16 protein-coding genes and 1 tRNA gene are annotated in these 22,004 nt (G+C 74.7%); 8 read left to right on the forward strand and 9 right to left on the reverse strand.

The window, feature by feature from the left end; translation table 11 throughout:
- Window positions 1–61: 61 nt before the first annotated feature.
- A complete protein-coding gene (gene rsmI, locus ATL31_RS11575; protein WP_101395902.1) occupies window positions 62–895 on the reverse strand; it encodes a 16S rRNA (cytidine(1402)-2'-O)-methyltransferase in 834 nt (277 codons plus the stop codon).
- Window positions 896–951: 56 nt separating this feature from the next.
- Between rsmI and ATL31_RS11580 the strand changes: the two genes are divergently transcribed.
- The 5 genes from ATL31_RS11580 (at window position 952) to ATL31_RS11600 (ending at window position 9,681) form a co-directional block, all read left to right on the forward strand.
- Window positions 952–2,511: a dolichyl-phosphate-mannose--protein mannosyltransferase gene (locus tag ATL31_RS11580; protein WP_101395903.1), complete on the forward strand. Its 1,560-nt coding sequence runs from the start codon at window positions 952–954 to the stop codon at window positions 2,509–2,511.
- 201 nt (window positions 2,512–2,712) lie between these two features.
- A complete protein-coding gene (locus ATL31_RS11585) occupies window positions 2,713–6,276 on the forward strand; it encodes a TM0106 family RecB-like putative nuclease (RefSeq protein ID WP_101395904.1) in 3,564 nt (1,187 codons plus the stop codon).
- Window positions 6,277–6,381: 105 nt separating this feature from the next.
- A complete protein-coding gene (locus ATL31_RS11590) occupies window positions 6,382–6,960 on the forward strand; it encodes a hypothetical protein (RefSeq protein WP_101395905.1) in 579 nt (192 codons plus the stop codon).
- Between the two features lie 296 nt (window positions 6,961–7,256).
- Window positions 7,257–9,380 (forward strand): bifunctional diguanylate cyclase/phosphodiesterase, encoded by a 2,124-nt coding sequence (locus tag ATL31_RS11595; protein WP_101395906.1) that lies wholly within the window; start codon window positions 7,257–7,259, stop codon window positions 9,378–9,380.
- Window positions 9,381–9,480: 100 nt separating this feature from the next.
- On the forward strand, window positions 9,481–9,681 hold the full coding sequence (locus ATL31_RS11600) for a hypothetical protein (protein WP_101395907.1): 201 nt from the start codon (window positions 9,481–9,483) through the stop codon (window positions 9,679–9,681).
- A gap of 466 nt (window positions 9,682–10,147) precedes the next feature.
- On the opposite strand, the gene ATL31_RS11605 is transcribed toward ATL31_RS11600, so the two are convergent.
- Window positions 10,148–10,220: transfer RNA gene (locus tag ATL31_RS11605), tRNA-Ala, on the reverse strand.
- 124 nt (window positions 10,221–10,344) lie between these two features.
- Here ATL31_RS11605 and ATL31_RS11610 point away from each other — a divergent pair.
- A complete protein-coding gene (locus ATL31_RS11610; protein ID WP_101395908.1) occupies window positions 10,345–11,622 on the forward strand; it encodes an AI-2E family transporter in 1,278 nt (425 codons plus the stop codon).
- 31 nt (window positions 11,623–11,653) lie between these two features.
- Here ATL31_RS11610 and ATL31_RS11615 read toward each other — a convergent pair whose 3' ends face one another.
- Genes ATL31_RS11615 through ATL31_RS11640 form a run of 6 tightly spaced genes read right to left on the reverse strand, consistent with a single transcriptional unit; the run spans window position 11,654 to window position 17,032 of the window.
- On the reverse strand, window positions 11,654–12,670 hold the full coding sequence (locus ATL31_RS11615) for a hypothetical protein (RefSeq protein WP_101395909.1): 1,017 nt from the start codon (window positions 12,668–12,670) through the stop codon (window positions 11,654–11,656).
- Between the two features lie 2 nt (window positions 12,671–12,672).
- The gene (locus ATL31_RS11620; protein WP_101395910.1) at window positions 12,673–13,422 is read right to left on the reverse strand and encodes a GNAT family N-acetyltransferase; all 750 of its coding nucleotides are present in this window, start codon (window positions 13,420–13,422) and stop codon (window positions 12,673–12,675) included.
- On the reverse strand, window positions 13,422–13,922 hold the full coding sequence (locus ATL31_RS11625; protein ID WP_101397557.1) for a MogA/MoaB family molybdenum cofactor biosynthesis protein: 501 nt from the start codon (window positions 13,920–13,922) through the stop codon (window positions 13,422–13,424). Before ATL31_RS11625 ends, ATL31_RS11620 begins: the two co-directional genes overlap by 1 nt.
- Window positions 13,923–13,939: 17 nt before the next feature.
- Window positions 13,940–14,437, reverse strand: coding sequence for a cyclic pyranopterin monophosphate synthase MoaC (moaC, locus tag ATL31_RS11630; RefSeq protein ID WP_101395911.1), 498 nt, complete (start codon window positions 14,435–14,437; stop codon window positions 13,940–13,942).
- Window positions 14,430–15,650 (reverse strand): molybdopterin molybdotransferase MoeA, encoded by a 1,221-nt coding sequence (locus tag ATL31_RS11635; protein WP_101395912.1) that lies wholly within the window; start codon window positions 15,648–15,650, stop codon window positions 14,430–14,432. Before ATL31_RS11635 ends, moaC begins: the two co-directional genes overlap by 8 nt.
- Window positions 15,650–17,032: a UTP--glucose-1-phosphate uridylyltransferase gene (locus ATL31_RS11640; protein WP_101395913.1), complete on the reverse strand. Its 1,383-nt coding sequence runs from the start codon at window positions 17,030–17,032 to the stop codon at window positions 15,650–15,652. The genes ATL31_RS11635 and ATL31_RS11640 overlap by 1 nt, the downstream gene beginning before the upstream one ends.
- A 23-nt stretch (window positions 17,033–17,055) precedes the next feature.
- Here ATL31_RS11640 and ATL31_RS11645 point away from each other — a divergent pair, with 23 nt between their 5' ends.
- Window positions 17,056–17,622 (forward strand): 5-formyltetrahydrofolate cyclo-ligase, encoded by a 567-nt coding sequence (locus ATL31_RS11645; RefSeq protein ID WP_101395914.1) that lies wholly within the window; start codon window positions 17,056–17,058, stop codon window positions 17,620–17,622.
- A 41-nt stretch (window positions 17,623–17,663) separates the two neighbouring features.
- On the opposite strand, the gene ATL31_RS11650 is transcribed toward ATL31_RS11645, so the two are convergent.
- Window positions 17,664–20,312: a penicillin acylase family protein gene (locus ATL31_RS11650; protein ID WP_101395915.1), complete on the reverse strand. Its 2,649-nt coding sequence runs from the start codon at window positions 20,310–20,312 to the stop codon at window positions 17,664–17,666.
- Between the two features lie 46 nt (window positions 20,313–20,358).
- Here ATL31_RS11650 and ATL31_RS11655 point away from each other — a divergent pair, with 46 nt between their 5' ends.
- Entirely contained in the window at window positions 20,359–21,936 is a 1,578-nt protein-coding gene (locus ATL31_RS11655; protein ID WP_281256265.1) for a potassium/proton antiporter, read from the forward strand.
- Window positions 21,937–22,004 lie beyond the last annotated feature (68 nt).

Genomic DNA, 22,004 nt, shown 5'->3' on the forward strand with positions numbered 1-22,004 from the left:
ACATTGGCCCGGTTACCTCCGGGTACCCCCGCACGCGGAGGACGCCGCACGGGGGCGGGGCTCAGCCCGCCCGGGCCGCCACGGCGGCGTCGTAGAGCGCGCGCTTGGCCAGGCCGGCCCGGCCGGCGACATCGGCGCAGACGTCCTTGAGCCGCTCGCCCGCTGCGACCCGCGCGAGGACCTCGGGGACGGCGTCCTCGACCGTGCCGGCGGCCCCGCGTCGCCCGGCCACGACGACGGTGATCTCGCCGCGCGCGTGCTCCTCCGCCCACTCGGCGAGCGCGGCGAGGCCGCCGCGGCGCACCTCCTCGTAGGTCTTGGTCAGCTCGCGGCAGACCGCGGCCGGCCGGTCGGGGCCGAGGACCTCGGCCGCCGTCGCCAGCATCCGGGCCAGGCGGTGCGGCGCCTCGAAGAACACCATCGTGCGGCGCTCGTCGGCCAGCCCGGCGAGCGCTCGGGCGCGCTCCCCCTCCTTGCGCGGCAGGAAGCCCTCGAAGCAGAAGCGGTCGACCGGCAGGCCCGAGACGGCCAGCGCGGTGAGGACGGCGGACGGGCCGGGCACGGCGGTGACGCGCACCCCGGCCTCGACGGCGGCGGCCACCAGCCGGTAGCCGGGGTCGGAGACCGACGGCATCCCGGCATCGGTGACGACCAGCACCCGCGCGCCGGCGACGAGCTCGGCCACCAGGTCGGCGGCGCGGCCGGCCTCGTTGTGCTCGTGGAAGGACACGACCCGCCCGGCCGGTCGCACGCCGAGGTCGGCGCACAGCCGCCGCATCCGGCGGGTGTCCTCGGCGGCCACGACGTCGGCACTCGCGAGCTCCTCGGCGAGCCGTGGGGTGGCGTCGCGCGGGTCGCCGATGGGGGTCGCCGCCAGCACCAGGAGGCCGCTCATGGGGCGATCCTCGCACGCGGGCCGGGCGCCGCAGGGCGCCCACCTACGATGTCCCGGTGACCCGGACGGACGAGCTGCGCGGACGCCTGCTCGGGTTCCGGCCCACCGACCGCCTGTGGGGCTGGCTGGGCCCGGGGCTCATCGCCCTCGTGGGCGGGGTCCTGCGGTTCTGGAACCTCGACCGCCCACACGCGCTGGTCTTCGACGAGACGTACTACGTCAAGCAGGGCTACTCGATGCTGCGCTACGGCGTCGAGATGCGGGTCCTGGACTCGCTGAAGAAGCCCGACGAGGCGTTCGTGGGCGGCAACCCCGACATCTTCTCGAGCACCGAGGGCGACTACGTCGTCCATCCGCCGGTCGGCAAGTGGCTCATCGGCTTCGGCGAGTGGCTGCTCGGCGCCGACTCCGGGTGGGGCTGGCGGTTCTCGGTGGCCGTGCTCGGCACCGTGTCGATCCTCGTCATCGGACGGGTGGCCCGGCGGATGTTCGGCTCGACCGCGCTGGGCTGCGTCGCCTCGTTCCTCCTGGCCTTCGAGGGCCTGCACTTCGTGATGTCGCGCACGGGCATCCTCGACATCATCGTCATGTTCTTCGCGCTGTGCGCGTTCGCGGCGCTGCTGGTCGACCGCGACCGCAGCCGCGAGGTGCTGGCCGAGAAGGTGGGCGCGCTCGGCCGGGACGAGTGGCCGGGGGGCGGCGGGCCGTGGCTGGGCTGGCGGCCGTGGCGCTGGGTGGCCGGGGTGTCGCTGGGCCTGTGCATGGGCACCAAGTGGTCGGGCCTGTTCTTCCTCGCGGCGTTCGGGCTGATGACGGTGTGGTGGGACCTCGGGGCGCGCCGGGCCGCGGGGGTGCGGCACTGGGCCCGTGGGGCGCTGCTGAAGGACGGGCCCTTCGCGGCGCTGCAGCTGGTGGTCGTCGGGGCCGTGGTCTACGTGGTGTCGTGGACCGGCTGGTTCCTGTCGGACAACGGCTACCACCGGCACTGGGACCGCTTCCATCCGGGCGAGGGGGTGCAGTGGCTGCCCTCCGCGCTGCGCAACTGGGTCAAGTACCACCAGGATGCCTACGGCTTCAACACCACGCTCGCGCAACCGCATCCGTACCAGTCGAACCCGTGGTCCTGGCTGGTGCAGACCCGGCCGACCTCCTTCTACTACGAGAGCCCGACCCGGGGTGTCGACGGCTGCACGGTGGCCCAGTGCTCGCAGGCCGTGAACCCGGTCGGCACCATCTCGGTCTGGTGGGTGGGGGCCTTCGCGCTGCTGGCGGTGCTGTGGTGGTGGCTGGTGCGGCGCGACTGGCGGGCCGGCGCCATCGCGGCCGGCATCGTCGGGGGCTACCTCCCCTGGTTCGCCTACCAGCACCGCACCATCTACACCTTCTACTCGGTGGCCTTCGAGCCCTGGGTGGTCCTGGCGGTGGTGTTCGTCATCGGGCTGTGGGTGGGGCGGCGCGAGCCCGACCCGGCGCGCTTCCGGCTCCGGGTCCTGGTGGTGGGCGGCTACCTGCTGCTCACCCTGGCGCTGTTCGCGTTCTTCCACCCGATCTACGTGGCCGACACCATCCCGTACCAGCACTGGCACTGGCGGATGTGGTTCCCGAGCTGGATCTGACCGCTCCGCGGCCCGGCTCCACTTTCTCGCCCCATGCGGGAACCTTCACCGTCGCAGGGCAACCGTTCCGGGCTGAGCTGAAGCGTCCGGTCGACGCCCGGGGCGAGGGGGCCCCGCGCCGGCGCCCACGGCTGCCGGATGCCGTGCCGCGCGTCCCCGGGCCCCGTCGGCGCTGTCGGTGGGCGGGGTTAGGTTCGGGTCATGTTCCTCCTCGGCGACGACGCGGCGCTCGTCATCAGCGCGAGTGACCTGCGCACGGCCGCCGACTGCGAGTTCGCGCTCGCGCACGCCCTCGACGTCGCGCTCGGCCGGGCCGAGCGGGCGCCCGTCGCCGACGACCCGATGCTGGCCCGGGTCGCCCGCCTCGGCACCGAGCACGAGCAGGTCGAGCTGCGCCGGCTGGCCGCCGAGCACCGTGGCCACGTCGTGCAGTTCGAGCGACCGGGCTACACCCGCGAGGCGCTCGAGCGGGCCCACGCGCAGACGGTCGCCGCTCTGCTCGACCCCGCGGTGGAGGTCGTCTACCAGGCCACCTTCTTCGACGGGTCGTTCGTGGGGCACGCCGACTTCCTCGAGCGCACGCCTGGCGGCTGGCTGGTCAGCGACACCAAGCTCGCCCGTACCGCCGGCGTGCCGGCGCTGCTGCAGATCGCGGCCTACGCCGACCAGCTGGCAGCCGCCGGGGTCCCCGCCGCTCCGGTCGCGCGGCTGGTCGTCGGCTCGGGCGAGCACCACGACTACGCCCTCGGCGACATCGTCCCGGTCTACCGCGCGCGCCGGGCCCGCCTCGACGCCCTGCTGGCCGAGCACCGGGCCTCCGGGGCGTCGGCCTCCTGGGGTGACGAGCGCTGGCTCGCCTGTGGCCGCTGCGACGTGTGCGAGGCCGAGGTCGAGCGGGCCCGCGACCTCCTGCTGGTGGCCGGGATGCGTGGGCCCGCCCGGGCCCGGCTGCTCGCCGCCGGGGTCACCACCGTCGAGCAGCTCGCCGCCCACGAGGGCGCGGTCGCCGACGTCCGCCCGGCCATGCTCGACCGGCTGCGCGCGCAGGCCCGGCTGCAGCTGGCCCAGGAGGCCGACCCCGCGGGCGGGGTGCGCTTCGAGGTGGTCGACCCCGACGCGCTCCGCCGGATGCCGCGCCCCAGCCCGGGCGACGTCTTCTTCGACTTCGAGGGCGACCCGCTGTGGCAGGAGCCGGGGTCGAGCATCTGGGGGCTGGAGTACCTCTTCGGGATGGTCGAGGTCGACTCCGGCGAGGCCCGGTTCCGCGCGTTCTGGGCCCACGACCGCCACGAGGAGCGCCGGGCGCTGGTCGACTTCGTCGAGCACCTGGCCGCCCGCCGGCGGCGCTGGCCCGACCTGCACGTCTACCACTACGCGCCCTACGAGCCCGCGGCCCTGCTCCGGATGGCCGCCCGCCACGGGGTCTGCGAGGACGACGTCGACCAGCTGCTGCGCGACGGTGTCTTCGTCGACCTCTACTCGGTGGTCCGGTCCGGCATCCGGGTCTCCCAGCGCTCGTACTCGATCAAGAAGCTCGAACCGCTCTACATGGAGGCCCGCGAGGGCGACGTCCAGGGCGGGGCCGAGAGCATCGTGGCCTACCACCAGTTCTCCGCCGCGCGCGTCGAGGGCCGCGACGACGAGGCCCGCGCCCTGATCGCCGAGATCGCCCACTACAACGAGGACGACTGCGTCTCCACTCTCAAGCTGCGCGACTGGTTGCTCGAGCGCCGGGCCGAGCAGGTCGGTGACGGCTGGGCACTCCCGGTCGCCGACACCGTCGGCGAGGTCGAGGTCAGCGAGACCCGCCGGGCCGCCCTCGAGCTGGAGGCCGCGGTCCGGGCCCTCGTCGACGACGTGGCGCCGGCCGACCGCTCCGACGAGCACCACGCGGTCGCCCTCGTCGGCTCCGCGGTGCTGTTCCACGCGCGCGAGGACAAGCCCAGATGGCAGGAGCACTTCGAGCGGCTGCGGCTGCCGGTGGGCGACTGGCGCGCGGCCGACGGCGTCTTCCTGGTCGAGCGGGCGGAGGTGGTCAGCGACTGGCACCAGGCGACGGCCCGCCAGCGCCCCCGCCGCACCCTGCGCCTGCACGGCGAGCCGATGCGCCAGGGCGGCATCGGGGTGGGCGCCGCCGTCTCCGCGGTCTACGGGGTGCCCTCGCCGGTCGGGGTGGTCGCCGAGCCCCTGCACGCCAACGCGCGCAGCACCGCGGGGGTCACCGTCCTGGAGGCGCACGACCTGCTCGCCGACACCGGTCGGCTCCACCAGGTGCTGCTGGTCGAGGAGCTCCAGCCCAAGGACGGCGAACCGCACGTCGACGTGCCGGTGGCGCTGGTGCCCAACGACAACGTCAGCTCGGCCCCCATCGACCGCGCGCTGGCCGAGGTCGCCGCGGCCGTGCGCGACACCGGGCAGGTGCCGGTGGGCGCCGGCACCGACGTGCTGCTGCGCTGCCCGCCACGGCTGCGTGGAGGCGCCCCGCTGCCGGCCGTGGCCGACGGTCCTGACGGCTACACCGATGCCATCACCGCGGCCCTGCTCGGGATGGACGACTCGTACGTGGCGGTGCAGGGCCCGCCCGGCACCGGCAAGACGCACGTCGGGGCCCACGTGGTGGCCCGGCTCGTCGCCCAAGGCTGGGCCGTGGGGGTCTGCGCCCAGAGCCACGCCGCGGTCGAGAACGTACTGTCCAAGATCGTCGCCGCCACCGACGTGCCGGGCGAGCAGGTGGCCAAGGTCCCTCGTGCCACGGCCGGCCCCGCCTGGACGGCGCTCGGCAAGGCCGACGAGCTGGCCGCCTTCGCCGCCGGCCACCGCGCGGCCGGGCGCGGTTACGTCATCGGAGGCACCGCCTGGGACCTCACCAACCCGGGACGGGTCGGGCGCCGCGAGCTCGACCTGCTGGTCGTCGACGAGGCCGGGCAGTTCTCGCTGGCCAAGACCCTGGCCGTGTCGGTGGCGGCCCGGCGGCTGCTGCTGCTCGGCGACCCCCAGCAGCTGCCCCAGGTCACCACCGGCACGCACGCCGAGCCGATCGACATGGCGGCGCTCGCGTGGCTCGCGCGCGGCGAGTCGGTGCTCCCGCCCACCCTCGGCTACTTCCTCGCGACGACGTGGCGGATGCATCCCGCCCTCACCCGGCCGGTCTCCGAGCTCGCCTACCAGGGGCGGCTGGCCGCGGTGGGCGACGTCACCGGCGCGCGCCGTCTCGAGGGCATCGAGCCCGGAGTGCACGTGCACGCCGTCGAGCACCGCGACAACTCCACCCACTCGCCGCAGGAGGCCGACGCGGTGGTGGCGCTCGTGCGCGGCCTGCTGGGCCGCACGTGGGTCGACACGTCGGCGCGCGACGGCGGCGACGCCGGCCGGCCGCTGGCCGAGGGCGACGTCATCGTCATCACGCCCTACAACGCCCAGGCGGGCCTGGTCCGGCGCGCGCTCGACGACGCGGGCCACCCCGACGTCGCGGTCGGCACCGTCGACAAGTTCCAGGGCCAGGAGGCGGCCGTCGCCATCCTGACGATGGCCGCGTCGTCGCACTCCGACGTCTCGCGCGGGATGGGCTTCCTGCTCGACCGGCACCGCCTCAACGTGGCCATCTCCCGCGGCCAGTACGCGGCGTTCGTGGTGCGGTCGCAGGTGCTCACCGACTTCTCCCCCCGCTCCCCCGCCGAGCTCCTCGCGCTGGGCGCGTTCCTGCGGCTGTGCGACCACGCGGTGTCGACGCAGACGGTCGGAGCGCCCGAGCGCGCGGGGGCCTGACCGACCGGGCCCTCGGCCGTTCGGCCACTTCGCACGCGATTGCCTGACACCGGGCCCCCGGCCGCGCCAGCATCGCTCCTCACCACCCCTGCGCACGGAGGCCCCATGTCCGTTACCCGTCTCGGTGCCGCTCTCGCGAGCGCCGCCGTCGTCGTCCTCGCGGGCGGTGTGGCCGCTGTCGCCGCGTCCGCCCCTGTCTCCCTCGTCGTGAGCGACGACGAGACCAGCACCGCCACGTCCTCCGACACCGCGACGCCCGACGCTTCGGGCGAGGACGAGCAGGGGGAGGACCAGAGCTCGGCCACCCCCACCGACGAGCCCTCCGCGTCCGACCCCGCCGAACCCACGGACACCGAGGACGGCACCAGCGACTCCGCCACCGGCCCGGACGCAGCGGGCCCGGCCCACCACGGCCTCTGCACCGCTTGGTCGCACGTCAAGGACACCCCGGGCAAGGCCGCTGACTCGACCGCGTTCCGCAACGTGCAGGCGGTCGGCTGCGACGACGTCACCCCGGCCGAGCCGGGCGCGGAGCTCACGGCGCCCAAGAACGCCGCGAAGGACACCGCCCGGACCGCCCGCCGGGCGGCGAAGGCCGAGCGTCCCCAGGCCTCCAGCCACCGCGCGGGCCACGGCAACAGCCACGCCGGCTCGGGCCACGGCAAGGGCGCGAGCCACCACTGAGACCGGGCCCTCCGGCCCCCCCCACGTCCCGTCGGAGGATGCGACCGACGTGGACGCGTCCCGGCCGGCCGTGAGCCGTTCGGCCGGGACGTCAGACCACCGCATGGCCACGGCCCGCGGCGCGACGAGCGCCGCGGGCCGTTCGCCGTTCCCGCGCCCCTGACCAGCCGCGACACCCGTCCCCTCCATCGGTCGAACGGCCAGGGCGCCGGCCGTTCCCGCTGTTGACCCGCGCCGCGGTGCCAGCATGGTCACGTCCACGATCCACGCAGGGGTCTGCCAAGGGCGGTGTCCTCATGCGGTCGACGTCCCGCGCTGTGTTCGTCGCGCTCCTCGGGGCCCTGTGCCTCCTGCCTCTCGTCCCGGCGGGAGCGACCCGGTCGGTGGTCGGGGACGTCTTCGGCGTGGTGTGCGTCGCGGCGGGCCTCTACGGCGCCTGGCGCATCCCCGGCCCCGCCCGCCGCGGCTGGATGCTCGTGACCGTCGGCTTCGCGGGGTGGGCTCTCGGCGACGTCGTCTACTCCGTCGAGCAGTACGGCATCGAGCCGGCCGCCTACCCGGCCCCCAGTGACGTCCCCTACCTCTCGTCGTACGCCGTGCTGGCCGCGGGGCTCCTGCACCTCGCGCGCGGTCGCCGGATGCGGTCCGACCCCACCCTCATCCTCGACGCGTCGATCGTCGCGCTGTCCTTCGGTGTCGTCGTGGGGACCTTCCTCGTCAGCCCGGTCGCGAGCGACTCGGCCGTCCCGGTGCTCGGGCGGATCGTGACGTCGGCCTACCCGATCGCCGACGTGCTCCTGCTGGCCGTCCTGGTGCGGTTGTGGGCCACCGCCAGTCTCCGGTCCCCGTCGTTCCGGCTGCTCGTCGTCGCCCTGCTCTCGGTGCTCGTGGCCGACCTGACCTGGAACGTGATGGCGATCGCCGACCCCGCGGCCACGTCACCCGCCTGGCTCGACCAGCTGTGGCTGCTCGGCTACCTCGCGGCGGGGGCGGCGGCCTGCGCCCGCTCGGCCCCGGCCCTCGGCGAGGACGGCCTGAGCGTGGATGCCGGCACGAGGGCGAACCGGCGTCTGGCGGCTCTGGGCTGCGCGCTCGTGCTGCCGGGCGCGACGCTGCTCGCCGACGGCCTGCTGGGGCACCAGCCCCCGTGGCTGTTGGTCTCCATCGGATCGGTGGCGCTCTCGATGCTCGTGCTCGCGAGGATGGGCGTGCTGGTCCGCACCGTCGAGGTGCAGGCCGTGCAGCTGGCCGCGCTGGCCCGCAGCGACGGCCTCACCGGCGCTCCCAACCGCCGCACCTGGGACCACGAGCTCGGACGGGCCGTGCAGCAGGCCGAGGACACCGACGCGCCGCTCACGGTGGCCCTGATCGACCTCGACCACTTCAAGCGCTACAACGACCAGCGCGGGCACCAGGCGGGTGACCTCCTGCTGCGCGAGGCGGTGGCGGCGTGGAGCAGCCTGCTCGCGCCGCACGAGCTGCTGGCGCGGTACGGGGGCGAGGAGTTCGGGGTGCTGCTGCCCGGCTCGACCACCGAACGGGCCTGCGAGCTCCTCGACACCATGCAGGGGCTCACTCCGTACGGGCAGCGGTTCTCGGCCGGCGTGGCGGCCTGGGACCGCGGCGCGGAGCCGTCGCGTCTCGTGGAGCTGGCGGACCGTGCCCTCTACGAGGCCAAGCACGCCGGCCGCGCCCGCGTCCGCGTCGCCCACGCCGGCTGCCCCGACCGTGGGCTGCCGCCGCTGCGCATCGCCTTCCAGCCGATCGTCGACCTGCGCGACGGCACGGTCGTCGGCCACGAGGCCCTCAGCCGCTTCCCGGACGGGGACCCCGAGACCGTCTTCGCCCAGGCGCACCGGTCCGGCCAGGGCCCGGCGCTCGAGGCGACGGCCATCCGTGCCGCCCTCGCCGAGCGCCCGGACGAGGGCTACGTGTCGGTGAACCTGAGCATCGGCTCGCTCGGCGCCCCCGAGGTGGAGGCAGTGCTGCCGGACGACCTGCAGGGCGTCGTCATCGAGATCACCGAGCAGACCGACACCGACGACTGGGCCGCCGCCATCGCCACCCTCGCGGCCCTGCGGGGCCGCGGCGCGACCATCGCCCTCGACGACTGGGGGAAGGGGTACTCCAACGTCGAACGCATCCTGCGGCTGCGGCCGGAGGTGGTCAAGCTCGACCGCAGCCTGCTGGCGGGCCTGGACGGCGACAGCAGCCGGGCCGACGCGTTGCGGGCGCTGGCCGAGTGGGCCCGCAGCATGGGCGCCGTCGTCTGCGCCGAGGGCATCGAGACCCGCGAGCAGTGGGCCATCCTGCGCGACGTCGGCATCGCCCTGGGCCAGGGCTACCACTTCGGGCGCCCCGCGTTCCGGGTCGCACCACGTACCTCCGTCGGCGCGACATCGGCCGCACTGGTCGTCTGACGGCTGGGGATGCCCGGATGGGTCGACCTCGAGGTCGCCTCGGTGTTGCGCCGGCAGAACCGGGCAGGGATGCTCGACAAACCGTCGGGCCGAGCTGGCCATGATCGACGTGGCGGCACTGCCGATGCACCGCGCCGCGCACCTGGGGTTGTTGCCTCGGTGCTGGGAGCTGCGGGACGACCTGACCACCGACGACGCCGCCTACGTCGCTGCTCAGCACCACGCGCTGAGCAGCGAGTCACCGCACGGCACTCTGCCGCTACGGGGGGAAGCCTGCCTGACCGAGCGGATCGCGGCATGAGCGCGGTTCCGTCAGAACGCGCGCGCGGTCACGCCGATGGCGCGGAAGTGCGCTCCTGCCATGGATATATCCGCGCCCTCGACCCATGTCCCCGCCCTCACGGTGACGACGCGGAAGTTCGCGCTCATCGGGGGATCCGGATGGCGGTGCGGACGTCGGGACAGACAGTGCCTCGGGAGTGGCGGGGTTCGGGGTGACGGCGCGGCGCCTGAGTGCAGGGGCCACCGGCGAGATTCCCGATGTGTATCGCCAAGCACGCATCGAACCGAGATCTCACCGATGGCCCTGTCCCCGTCAACCGGTACCGCACCGTCTCCGGGACGGGTGACGATCTGGCGGGGTCGGACAGGCTCAACGCCACTCCGGGGGCGCCGGGAGACACGAAACGGCGTGGGTGGTGCGTGACAACGAGAGAACCCCGCCCGATCAGCGACGTTCAGGCTGGTCGGACGGGGTTCGTCTCGGGTGGAGCTGCGGGGAATCGAACCCCGGACCTTCTCATTGCGAACGAGACGCGCTACCAACTGCGCTACAGCCCCGAGTGCGGAAGAAACGATAACACCGAGCGAGGGGGTGCCCGAAACCCGCCCGTCACCGCCTCGGACGGGCTGCGCCGCAGGTCGGCGGGCGTCGGCCGAGGGCGGCACCGCCTAGAGTCGCGGCATGCGACTTCCCTTCTCCCGCGGCGCCCGCGCCGAGGCCGCTCCGGGCCCCCGGCCTCCGCGCCGGGTCCTGGTCGACCCGGGCGGCCCCTGGATGAACGACCCGCGGCTGCCGGCCGAGTGGGCGGTCCCCCGCGGGGTGCGCACCGCCAGTGAGTGGGCCTGGCGGGGGCTCGTCATCGCCGCCGCGCTGGTCGCCGTGCTGTTCCTGACCAGCCTGCTCAGCGAGGTCGTCATCCCGATCCTCGTCGCGCTGCTGCTGTCCGCTCTGCTGCACCCGATCTTCGACCGCCTGGCCCGGGTCGTGCCCAAGGGCGCGGCGGCCGGCATCACCGTCCTCGGCACCATCGCCGTGGTCATCGGGCTCATCTCCTTCGTCGGCTCGCAGCTGACCAGCCAGCTCGGCGACATCTCGACCAAGGTCACCGACGGCATCGACCAGGTCCGCCAGTGGGTGCAGGACACCTTCGCGATCACCGACACCCAGCTCAGCGACTACATCGCCAAGGCGCGCGAGTCCATCAGCTCGGGGGGCCTCACCGACTCGCTCACCGCGGCCGGGCTGGGCGTGGGTCACCTGGTGGCCGGCATCTTCCTGGCGCTCTTCTCGCTGTTCTTCTTCCTCTACGACGGTCCCGCGATCTGGGGCTGGATCGTGCGGCTCTTCCCGCGGGGTGCTCGCACCCGGGTGCACTCCTCGGGGCTGATCGCGTGGGGCCAGGTGGCCGCCTTCACCCGCGCCACCATCCTCGTCGCGGCCGTCGACGCCACCGGCATCGGGCTGGGTGCCCTGGTGCTGGGCGTGCCGTTCCCCTCGGGCATCGCGCTGCTGGTGTTCTTCGGCTCGTTCATCCCGATCGTCGGCGCGGCGGTCTCGGGCGGCGTTGCCGTGCTGCTCGCCCTCGTCGCCCTCGGGCCGGTGCAGGCGCTCATCATGCTGGCCGTCGTCATCGGGGTCCAGCAGCTCGAGAGCCACCTGCTCCAGCCGTTCCTCATCGGCCGGGCCATGCGCCTGCACCCGCTGGCCGTGATCCTGGCCATCGCGGCCGGCATCATCCTGGCCGGCGTCATCGGCGGCCTCATCGCGGTGCCCACCGTCGCGGTGCTCAACGCGGTCGGCCACCACCTGCTCGACACGCCCGACGACGCCGCCGACCGGGGCATCGAGAAGCCGGCGGCCGAGGACGTCCTCGGTCACCCCGCCGCCGTGGAGGCCGACGAGGCCGCCGCGCAGGACGCGCCCGACGGCACGGTGGCGCCCGACCCGCGCGACGCCTGACGGAGCCGCAGCGCCCGGCTCCCACCGGAGGTCAGGCGCCGGCGACGCGCCGTTCGTCGAGGTCGTCCTCGTGCGAGCGCAGCTCGGCGGCGAGCGACGACGCCTCGGGAGCGACGGCGGCCGGGGCCACCTCGGGCCGCTCGGCCTTGGCCTTCATCGTGTAGGTCGGCCGCGGGACCGGCACCGGGTCCCAGGTCAGCGGGATGTCGTCCTCGTCGACCAGGTGGACGTACTCGATCTCCATGACCGGCGCGGGCTCCGGAGCCGGGGCGGGCTCGGCGGCGATCGGCGCGGGCGCCACGGGGGCGATGGTCGCCTCGGTGGTCTCGACCGGGGCGGACGGCTCCACCGCAGCGGCCGCACCGGCGACCTCGACGTCGACCGGGCCGGCGGACGCCCCGACGGACGCGGCCGGGCGCGCCACGGGGCGGCGCAGCGGGGCCGGGCGGGCGGAGGCGGCCGGAGCGACGGCACGCTGGAGGGTCTCGGCCCGGGCCCGGCGGCGGCGGGCCGCCCGGGCGGCCTGGTCGGTGCGGACGCCCGCGCGCAGCCAGGCGAAGGAGGAGACGAGGAGGAGCACCGCCACGAGCGGCGCCCAGCCGGCGAACAGCCCGGCGACGGCCAGGCCCGTGACGACGAGGGTCGTGACGAGGGCCGCCAGGAAGGTCAGCGCCCTGACCCGTCGCGACGGGTGCGCACCGCCGGCCACGGCCGGGATGCGAGCGGCCGGGACGGCGGTGCGCTCGAGGTCGGGCGGGCGCGAGAACGCGGCGGTCACGCCGCCCGGGTCGGTGGGCACGGCGCGCTTGACGACGACCTGGGGCCGCACCGAGCGGGTCGGGTGCACGGCCCACGAACGGGGCGTGGGGTCGGAGAGGTCGGTGCGGGGGATCGGGGCGCGGCGCTCGAGGACACGCATGGCGGCGCTGAACTGCTCGACCGAGCGCGCCGTGGCCAGGTGGTCACGGCGCCGGATCCAGTACTGCACGAAGTAGGCAGCCCAGACCCCGATGAGGACGAGGAAGATCAGGCTCGACGGCGACTGCACGGCTACGACGGTAGGTGCGGAGCCTCCCCCGGGCGTGCACCCGGCTCGGTGTGTCGCGCAAGTGACTCGTGTGACGACTGTGATTCCAGGGTCAGACGCGTCAGCCGCGCGAGCATCGTCTCCCCGGCGAGGTCCTCGGTGGTGAGCGCGAAGGACAGGTGCTCGCGCCACGCGCCGTCGATGTGCAGGTAGTGCGGCCGGCGCCCCTCGAACCGGAACCCCAGCTTGCGCACCACCGCGAGACTGGCCGTGTTCTCGGGCCGGATGTTGATCTCGACCCGATGCAGACCCACTCGCGAGAACAGGTGGTCGGCGACCAGCGCCACCCCGGTGGGCACCACGAGCTGGCCGGCCAGCGCCCGGCTGACCCAGTACCCGACGTAGCAGGACCGGAAGGAGCCGTAGACGACGGTGCCGACGTTGACCTGCCCCACCACCCGGCCGCCCGCCTCGACGGCCAGCGGCAGCGCGCGCCCGGCGGCACCGTCGAGGTCGTACTGGGTGACCAGCTCCTCGTAGGTGCGCGGCGGGGCGTCCGGCTCCGGGGCGGTGGCGTCCCAGGGCTCGAGCCACTCCGCATTGGCCCGGCGCACCGCCTGGAAGATGGCGCCGTCGGCATAGGTCAGCGGCCGCAGCGCGATGTCCACCCCGGTGGGCGTACGGCCGGTCAGGTGCACCGGCCAGACCCACTCCGGGGGCGGCGCGGGCTGCGGCTCGCGGCGCGGCCCCTCACCGAGCAGCCGGCGCCACATCAGTGGTCACCGCCGCGCACCTGGTCGAGGGCGTGCGGGAGGACGTCGGCCAGCACGGCGAGCGCGTCCTTGACCCCGCCGCTGGAGCCGGGGAGGTTCACCACGAGGGTGCGCCCGGCCAGGCCGGCCAGCCCGCGCGAGAGCATCGCGGTGGGCACGCCCTTGGCGACACCGGCGGCCCGGACGGCCTCGGCGAGACCGGGTACCTCACGGTCGAGGAGCGGGCGGGTCGCCTCGGGGGTGCCGTCGGTGGGGCTCAGCCCGGTGCCCCCGGTGGTGAGGACGAGGTCGGGTTCGTCGGCCAGGGCGGCCCGCAGGGCCGCGACCACGGCCGGGCCGTCGGGGACGACCACGGGCTCGGCCACGGCGGCGCCCCAGCCACGCAGGGCCTGGACGATGAGGGCGCCCCCTCGGTCGGGGTAGACGCCCTGGGACGCACGGGTCGAGCAGGTGACCACGACCGCGCGACGCCCGGCCAGCGGGGCGCCGGTACCCGGCATCCCGGCGTCGTCCGCACTCACGGGGTCTCCTCCACCCAGTCGCCCGAACGGCCGCCGGACTTGGCGGTGACCCGCACGTCGGTGATGCGCGCGTGCTTGTCGACGGCCTTGACCATGTCGACCAGCGCCAGCGCCCCGACGCTCACGGCGGTGAGCGCCTCCATCTCGATGCCGGTGCGGTCGGCCGTGCGGACCTCGGCCCGCAGGTCGACCCCGTCGTCGACGACGGTGAGGTCTACCTCGACGGCGTGCACGGCCACCGGATGCGCCAGCGGCACGAGCTCGGGGGTGCGCTTGGCCGCCTGGATGCCGGCGATGCGGGCCACGGCGAGGGCGTCCCCCTTGGGCACCGTGCCGTCGCGCAGCGCGGCGACGGCGGCCGGCGAGAGCAGGACCCGGCCGCGCGCCTCGGCCCGGCGGGCCGTGACGGGCTTGCCCGAGACGTCGACCATGTGGGCCGTCCCGTCGGCGCGGACGTGGGTCAGGCCGCTGGGGGACGCTCCGGTGTCAGCCACGTCTCCGATGATGCCCCAGCAGGGGGAGGCAGAGGACGGTAGCCCCCTGCTCGACGCGCTCGACGTCGGCCGGGACCACCGCGAGGGCGCTCGCCTCGGCCAGTGCGCCCAGCACGTGCGACCCCTGGCCTCCCGACGGCCGCACCACGCCGCCCTCCTCGACGACGCGGGTGAGCTCGGTGCGCCCCGCGATGGTCGACCAGGACTCGCCCGCGACGGCCTCGAAGGCGCCGTCGTCGGCGGGGTCGATGCCGGCCATCGCCCGCAGGGCCGGCAGGACGAAGACGTGGAACGAGGCGAAGGAGCTGACCGGGTTGCCGGGCAGCGTGACGATGGGGACGCGCCCGGGCCCGACGACACCGCAGCCCTGCGGCATCCCGGGGCGCATCGCGACCTTGACGAACTCGACGCCGCCGTCCTCGGTGAGGACCTCCTTGACGGTGTCGTAGACGCCCATCGAGACCCCGCCGCTGGTGATGACCAGGTCGGGCGCGCCGTCGGGCGCGGTGAAGAAGGCCCGCACGGCGTCGGCCTCGTCCCGCAGGTGCACGCTCGCGGCGACCTCGGCCCCGGCGGCCTCGACCAGGGCCCGCAGCATCAGGTGGTTGGAGTCGACGATCTGCCCGTGCTCCAGTGAAGAGCCCACCGGCACCAGCTCGTCGCCGGTGGACACGACGGTGACCCGCGGGCGGCGGTGCACCGCGACCTGCGGCACGTTGGCGGCGGCGGCGAGCGCGATGTGGCCCGGGCCCAGGTGGGTACCGGCACGGAGGACGGTGTCGCCGGTGCGGATGTCCTCGCCGCGCCGACGGACGTGCCGGCCCACCTCGGGCTCGAGCCGCACCGCCACCTGCTCGGCGCCGCCGTCGGTGGCCTCGACGGGGACGACGGCGTCGCAGCCCTCGGGCAGCGGGGCGCCGGTCATGATGCGCAGCGCGTGGCCGGGGGCCAGGACGTGGCGCGTGGTGTCGCCGGCCGCGACGTCGCCGTCGACCGGCAGCGTGACGGGACGCTCCTCCCCCGCGCCCGCGAGATCGGCGGCGCGCACGGCGTACCCGTCCATCGCGGAGTTGTCGAAGGAGGGCAGGTCGACCCGGGCGACGACCTCGTCGGCCAGGACCCGCCCGAGGGAGGCGCCCACGTCGACGGTGTCGACGGGCAGGGGGCGGACCAGGGCCAGGACGGCCTCACGGTGCTCGGCGACGGTGCGCATCAGAGGGTCCCCTCGATCCGGGCACCGTCGGGGACGGCGCGGGTGCCCTCGGTGACGCGCACGTCGCCGACGCAGGTGACGCCGGCGCCGAACACGGTGTCGCCCTCGACACGGAGGCTGGTGCACTGGCGCAGCGACGGGACACCGTGCGGGAAGCGCTCGTCGAAGTCGCCGACGAGCTTGTAGGCGCCGCCGAGGGCGACCAGCGGCTCGGGGCGGTCGGCGACCGACTCGACCATCCCGGCGTCGGTGACGCGGTACAGGTCGCTGCGCAGGAGGAGCAGCTCGTCAGTGGTCTTCACCGGGCGGAACCGGCTGCGGTCGACCACGATCGCGCGGGCGCCGTCGAACACCTCGACCGCCGTGCCCATCGCCGACTCGATCTGGATGACGGGCGTGGAGTCGGGGCGGGTGGGGTCGACGGTCTTGCGGTTGACGATGATCGGCAGGCCGAGGACGCCGTCGCGCTCGTCGAGCCGCGCGGCCAGCGCCTCGAGGTCGACCCACAGGTTGTTGGTGTGGAAGTACGGGTGGCGCTCGTTGTCCTGGAAGTAGTGGTCCTCGCCGGGCGCGACCATCGCCGAGTCCCGCAGCACCAGGCGGCCGTCCGAGCGACGCACGGCCAGGTGCCCGCCCTTGCGGTCGTTGACGGTGCGCTCGCACAGCTCGGCGACGTACGGGATGCCCTCGGCCGCCATCCAGGCCGGGATGGTTCCGTCGCAGGTGGCGCCGAGGTTGTCGGCGTTGGACAGGAACAGGTGGCGGTAGCCGCGTTCGCGCAGGGTGTCGAGGATGCCGGTGGTGCGCAGCGCCACGTAGACGTCGCCGTGTCCGGGGGGGCACCAGGCGAGCTCGGGGTCGTCGGGCCACTCCACCGGGGTGAGGTCGTCGGCGCGGAGCTTGGGCTCCTTGCTCTGGAGGAAGTCCAGCGGCAGCCCGTCGACCGCCAGGCCCGGGTGGCGCCCGAGGATCTCGAGCGAGGCCTCGCGGGTGCGGAAGGAGTTCATCAGCAGCAGCGGGACGTCCACGCCGTAGCGCTCACGCAGGCCCAGGACCTGGGCGGCGATGATGTCGAGGAAGGTGCGGCCGTCGCGGACCTCGAGTGCCGACTTGGGACCCTGCACCCCCATGCTGGTCCCGAGGCCGCCGTTGAGCTTGACCACGACCGTGCGGGCGAGCGCGGCGGCCACCGCCGCGTCGTCGGGGTGCGCGTCGGCCAGGGCGGGGACGTCGGTGAGGGGGTCGATGGTGTCTTCGGGGATGGTGCCGGTCACGTGCTCGGACAGCTGGCGGTGGAAGTCGGCGAACACGCGGATCGCGAGCTCGTCGACGCCGGCCTCGCGCATCCTGTCGGTGGCAGCGCGCAGGGCATCGCTCGTCATGGGCGCCACCCTACGATGTCCTCGTGGCCACCTCCGAGAAGTCCGAGGTCCGGCGTCGCCTCCGGGCGCGGCGGCGGGAGATCGCTGCCGAGCGGGATGGAGCGGCGGACGGCGCGGCGCTGGTCGCCGAGGTGGGCGTGCTGGTGCGGCGGCTCGGCCTGGCGGCCGGGGCCACGGTGCTGTCGTACGAGTCGGTGGCGGGCGAGCCGCCGACGCAGGCCCTGAACGCGTGGCTGCTGGGCGAGGGGTACCGGGTGCTCGTGCCCGACACGCTGCCCGACCTCGACCTGGGCTGGCACGAGCTGGCTCCCGGCGACGGGACGGTGCGGGGCCTGGGCCTCGAGGCCGTGGGTGACGCCGACCTGGTGCTGGCGCCCGGGCTGGCCGTCGACGGGCGCGGGACCCGGCTCGGGCAGGGCGGCGGCTGCTACGACCGGGCGCTGCCGCGCCGCCGGGCCGGCGTGCCGGTGCTGGTGCTGCTGCACCCCGGCGAGCGCGAGGCGGATGACGTGCTGCCGCGCGAGGCGCACGACGTGCCGGTCGACGGCGTCGTCACCGCCGACGGCATCCACTGGCCCGACCCGGCCTGAAGGCGATCCGAGAGTCGTCCCCCACACCTTGGGCCTCGGGGTCAGGGGGTGGAGGACTCCGGCTTCAGGGTCAGCACCTGGGGGTCGGTGGCCTCGACCGCCGCGCGGGTGAAGGGCCACGCGCGCTGGGTCCCGTCGACCCAGTCCTGGATCTGGTCGGCGTAGTGGTCGTCGGCCGCGTGCCCGCTGACCCCGGTCTGGTTGATCCAGGTCGAGCGGTCGAGGTTCGACAGGTCCACGACCATCCGCATCGACGGCGCGGCCGTCACCTCGTAGCCCTCGCTCGCGTTCCAGGCGTTGGCGTTCACGATCGCCGACCCGCCGGGCATGTCGTACGGCCCCTCGTTGAACAGCCAGCGCACCGGGGCCGGCACGTCCTCGCCGCCCAGCACCTTGTGCTCGAGGGTGGCGCGGTGCAGCTTGCCCCAGTCCCAGCCGCGCGGGTCCTTGCCCAGCTCGCGGGTCAGCTCGAGGCGGGCCTGCACCAGCGCCTGGCGCAGGATCTCGTCCTTGCCCTCGGTGACGTTGGGCGTGAGCTTGTTGTCCCACCAGGCGCTCTCGGGGTCGGCCAGCAGCGCCTGCACCGCCGCCCGCCAGCGCGGGCCGCCGTCGGCCTTGAGCCCGGCCGGCAGCTCGTCGTCGAAGAGCAGCTCGCAGAGGTTGCGCCACACCGCGTTGTAGTACGCGGCCGCCGCCGACGACTCCGAGTCGGCTGCCGGGGTCGTGCGGTCCCAGCCGCGCAGCAGGCCGCGCGCCTCCTCGGTGAAGTCGAGCAGGTCCTTCGACTGGGGCTCGGACTCGGGCGCCACCAGCGGTACCCCCAGCAACGCCGGCACCAGCGACTGCGCGAACAGGTCGGCGTCGTCCATCTGCACCGAGGCCATGTCGACAGGCGTGGCCTTGTCGAGGGTCGCCAGTCGCTGGCCGATGCGGGTCGAGCGCCACCCGGCGTCCCACTCGGTGGTGAGGAACGGCGAGCCGCCGGCCACGACCGCCTGGTTCGCCGTGACGATCATCCCGTCCTGGGGGTCGAGCGTCCACGGGAGGTCGGCCTGGTCGACGAAGCCCTGCCAGTCGTAGCTCGAGTCCCAGCCCGGTGCCGGCCAGTAGCCGGGCGGGCTCTTGGGGATGGCCGCGCGGCGCACCGGCACCTGCCCGGGCGCCTGGTAGCCGATGTGGCCGGCCGTGTCGGCGTACACCAGGTTCTGCGCGGGCACCGCGAACGAGCGTGCGGCCTTGCGGAACTCGGTGAAGTCCTGCGCCAGGTCCAGCTGGAGGATCGCGTCGGCCGTGCGCCCCGGGAGCAGCCCGGTCCAGGCCAGCGAGACGGCGTAGCTCTGCGCCTCGTCGCCCTCGAGGGTCGTCGGCGCCCGCGCCCCGGCCTCCCGGGCGTTCTGCACGACGTCGGACATCACCGGACCGTGCACCGTCGAGCGCACCGTGATGGTCTGGTCGGCACCGCCGGCGATCTTGATGGTCTCCTGCCGCGTCGTCAGCGGCTTCCACGCACCGTCGCGCTGGTAGGTGTCGCCGACCACCCGCTCGAGGTAGAAGTCCGAGACGTCGGGCCCGAGGTTGGTGAAGCCCCAGGCGATCTTGTCGTTGTGCCCGATGATCACGCCCGGTACCCCCGCGAACGAGAAGCCCGAGACGTCGAGCGGGCACTGGGCGCTGACGGTGCGGCAGTGCAGGCTGTTCTGGATCCAGATGCCCGGCTGCCCGATGCCCAGGTGCGGGTCGTTGGCGAGCAGCGGCTTGCCCGAGGCGGTCCGCGACCCGGCGATGACCCACGAGTTCGAGCCGATGCCCTCGCCGCGGCCCACCAGCTGCGGCACCATCCGCAGCGCCGCGTCGACCGCGGCGTAGGCGCGCCGCGCGCCGGGCGTGGTCGTCCCCGCCACCACGCGCCGGGCGGCCGGCGCCGCCACGGCGGAGGCCAGGGCCGAGGGCAGGGCCGAGCCGGCGGCCGCACGGCCGGGCTGCCACTCGTCGGCCGAGAGGATGGGCGGGTGCTGGTCGGCCTGGTACGCCGGGTAGATCTGGGAGATCTGGGCCGGGGTGAGCCGGCCGCTCAGCTGGGCCCGGGCCAGCTCGTCGGTGTAGTCGCCGCGCAGGTCCCACGCCATCGCCTTGAGCCACGCCAGGCTGTCGACCGGTGACCACTCCTCGATCTCGCCGAGGGGCAGCTGCAGCCCCAGGACGCTGTACTCGAGGCTGACCTCGCTCGGCGAGCGGCCGCGCAGGTAGCGGTTCACCCCGTCGGCGTAGGCCTGCAGCACCTGCCGGGTCTCGGGCTCGAGGGTCGGCAGCTCCTCCTCGGCGACCCGGCGCCAGCCCATCGTGCGGATCACCTTGTCGGTGTCGAGGCCGGCGCTCCCGACGAGCTCGGACAGCCGCCCGGCCGTGATGTGGCGGCGCAGGTCCATCTCGAAGAACCGCTCCTGGGCGTGCACGTACCCCTGAGCGCGAGCGAGGTCGGTGACGCTGTCGCCGTAGAGGTGGGGGATGCCGCTCCCGTCGCGCATCACCGTGACGTCGGCGCCCAGGCCGGGCAGCGTGGCCTGGCCCGAGCGGTTGGGCAGCGACTCGCGCACGGTGGACACGACGATGACCGCCCCCACCAGGGCGACGACGAGGACCACGGCGAGAGCCCCCAGCAGGAGACGACGGACCACGACGAGGCGACTCACCCTGCGAGACTAGGTCACCACCCCCGACGACACGAGGACGGTCCTGGTGACACTCCCCTGGGCGCTTGCCGGCTCCGCCGGGGTGCCCGGTACGGACGGAGCGCCGGGTGCGGGGGGCGCCTCGGGGCCCTTCACCGCCGACGACCTGTCCCTGGCGCTCCTCGTCGGCAGCGTGGTCCTGGTCGTCGCGGTGGCGGCCGTGCGGCTCTCGGTCCGCTCGGGCCTGCCGTCGCTGCTGATCTACCTCGGCATCGGCCTCGCCCTCGGCGAGAGCGGCCTCGGCATCCGGTACGACTCCCAGGAGCTCACCCAGGTCCTGGGTTACGCCGCGCTCGTCCTCATCCTGGTCGAGGGCGGCATCAGCACGCAGTGGGCCGGCATCCGGCGCTCCGTCGCGCCCGCGGCCGTGCTGGCCACCGTGGGGGTGGCCGTCAGCGTCGTCGTGGTCGCCGTCGTCGCGAGGCTGGTGCTCGGCTGGTCGTGGGAGGTCTCGCTCCTCATCGGCGCGGTCGTGGCCAGCACGGATGCCGCCGCCGTGTTCTCGGTGCTGCGCCGGGTGCCGCTGCCACGCCGCATCTCGGGGATGCTCGAGGCCGAGTCCGGCTTCAACGACGCCCCCACGGTCCTGCTGGTCACCGCCCTGGCCTCGCAGCTGGCACCCGACGGAGAGGGCGAGCCCTGGTGGCAGGTGGGGATCGTCGCGGGGCTCGAGCTCGCCGGTGGGGCCCTGGTCGGGCTGGCCGTCGGGTGGCTGGGGGCGCGGCTGCTCCGGGCGGTCGCGACCACCTCGTCGGCCCTGTTCGCCATCGGGGTCCTCTCGATGGCCGTGCTGGCCTACGGAGCGGCCGACCTGCTGCACACCTCGGGGTTCATCGCCTGCTACCTCGCGGCGCTGGTGCTGGGCAACGTCTCGCTCCCCCATCGGCCGTCGGTGATGGGGTTCGCGACGGCCATCGGCTGGCTGGCGCAGATCGGCCTGTTCGTGCTGCTCGGGCTGCTGGCGTCCCCGTCGGGGTTCGCCGCGCAGCTCGTCCCGGCCCTGGTGGTGGGGGCCGCCGTGCTGCTGCTGGGCCGCCCGCTGTCGGTCATCGCCTCGTGCACGCCCTTCCGCATCCCCTGGCGCACCCAGGCGTTCCTGTCGTGGGCCGGGCTGCGGGGCGCGGTGCCGATCGTCCTGGCCACCGTCCCGGTCACCGCCGGGACGCCGGGCGTGGAGTGGATGTTCGACCTCGTGTTCGTCCTCGTCGTCGTGTTCACCCTCATCCAGGCCCCGACCCTGCCGTGGGTGGCCCGGGCGCTGAAGGTCGACGCCGCCCACCACCGGGTCGACCTCGCGGTCGAGGCCACACCCTTGACCGAGCTCGGCGCCGAGCTGCTCGAGATCGACATCGGGGCCGCGTCGCGGCTGGCCGGGGTGCGGGTCTTCGAGCTGCGCCTGCCGCGCGGGGCGAACGTGGCGCTGGTCGTGCGCGGCGGCGGCTCGTTCGTCCCCCGCGACGTCGACGTGCTGCGCCACGGTGACCAGCTGCTGGTGGTGGCGCCCTCGGCGGTGCGTCCCGCGGTCGAGCGCCGGCTCTACCAGGTGAGCCGCGGCGGCCGCCTCGCCGAGTGGACCGCCGACTGACCCCGGGGCCGCCGCCCCCGCCACCCTGAGCGACCCCGGGGCGGCTCAGGGTCGCCTCAGGCCCGACC

The sequence above is a fragment of the Phycicoccus duodecadis genome (assembly GCF_002846495.1).
In the GTDB taxonomy this organism is placed as follows: Bacteria; Actinomycetota; Actinomycetes; order Actinomycetales; family Dermatophilaceae; genus Phycicoccus; species Phycicoccus duodecadis.

Bases quoted from the DNA above. Each gene is read 5' to 3' on its own strand.
- rsmI (WP_101395902.1), bottom strand. From the start codon at position 895: ATGAGCGGCCTCCTGGTGCTGGCGGCGACCCCCATCGGCGACCCGCGC.
- ATL31_RS11585 (WP_101395904.1), top strand. From the start codon at position 2,713: ATGTTCCTCCTCGGCGACGACGCGGCGCTCGTCATCAGCGCGAGTGAC.
- ATL31_RS11590 (WP_101395905.1), top strand. From the start codon at position 6,382: ATGTCCGTTACCCGTCTCGGTGCCGCTCTCGCGAGCGCCGCCGTCGTC.
- ATL31_RS11595 (WP_101395906.1), top strand. From the start codon at position 7,257: ATGCGGTCGACGTCCCGCGCTGTGTTCGTCGCGCTCCTCGGGGCCCTG.
- ATL31_RS11600 (WP_101395907.1), top strand. From the start codon at position 9,481: ATGATCGACGTGGCGGCACTGCCGATGCACCGCGCCGCGCACCTGGGG.
- ATL31_RS11610 (WP_101395908.1), top strand. From the start codon at position 10,345: ATGCGACTTCCCTTCTCCCGCGGCGCCCGCGCCGAGGCCGCTCCGGGC.
- ATL31_RS11620 (WP_101395910.1), bottom strand. From the start codon at position 13,422: ATGTGGCGCCGGCTGCTCGGTGAGGGGCCGCGCCGCGAGCCGCAGCCC.
- ATL31_RS11625 (WP_101397557.1), bottom strand. From the start codon at position 13,922: ATGCCGGGTACCGGCGCCCCGCTGGCCGGGCGTCGCGCGGTCGTGGTC.
- ATL31_RS11635 (WP_101395912.1), bottom strand. From the start codon at position 15,650: ATGCGCACCGTCGCCGAGCACCGTGAGGCCGTCCTGGCCCTGGTCCGC.
- ATL31_RS11640 (WP_101395913.1), bottom strand. From the start codon at position 17,032: ATGACGAGCGATGCCCTGCGCGCTGCCACCGACAGGATGCGCGAGGCC.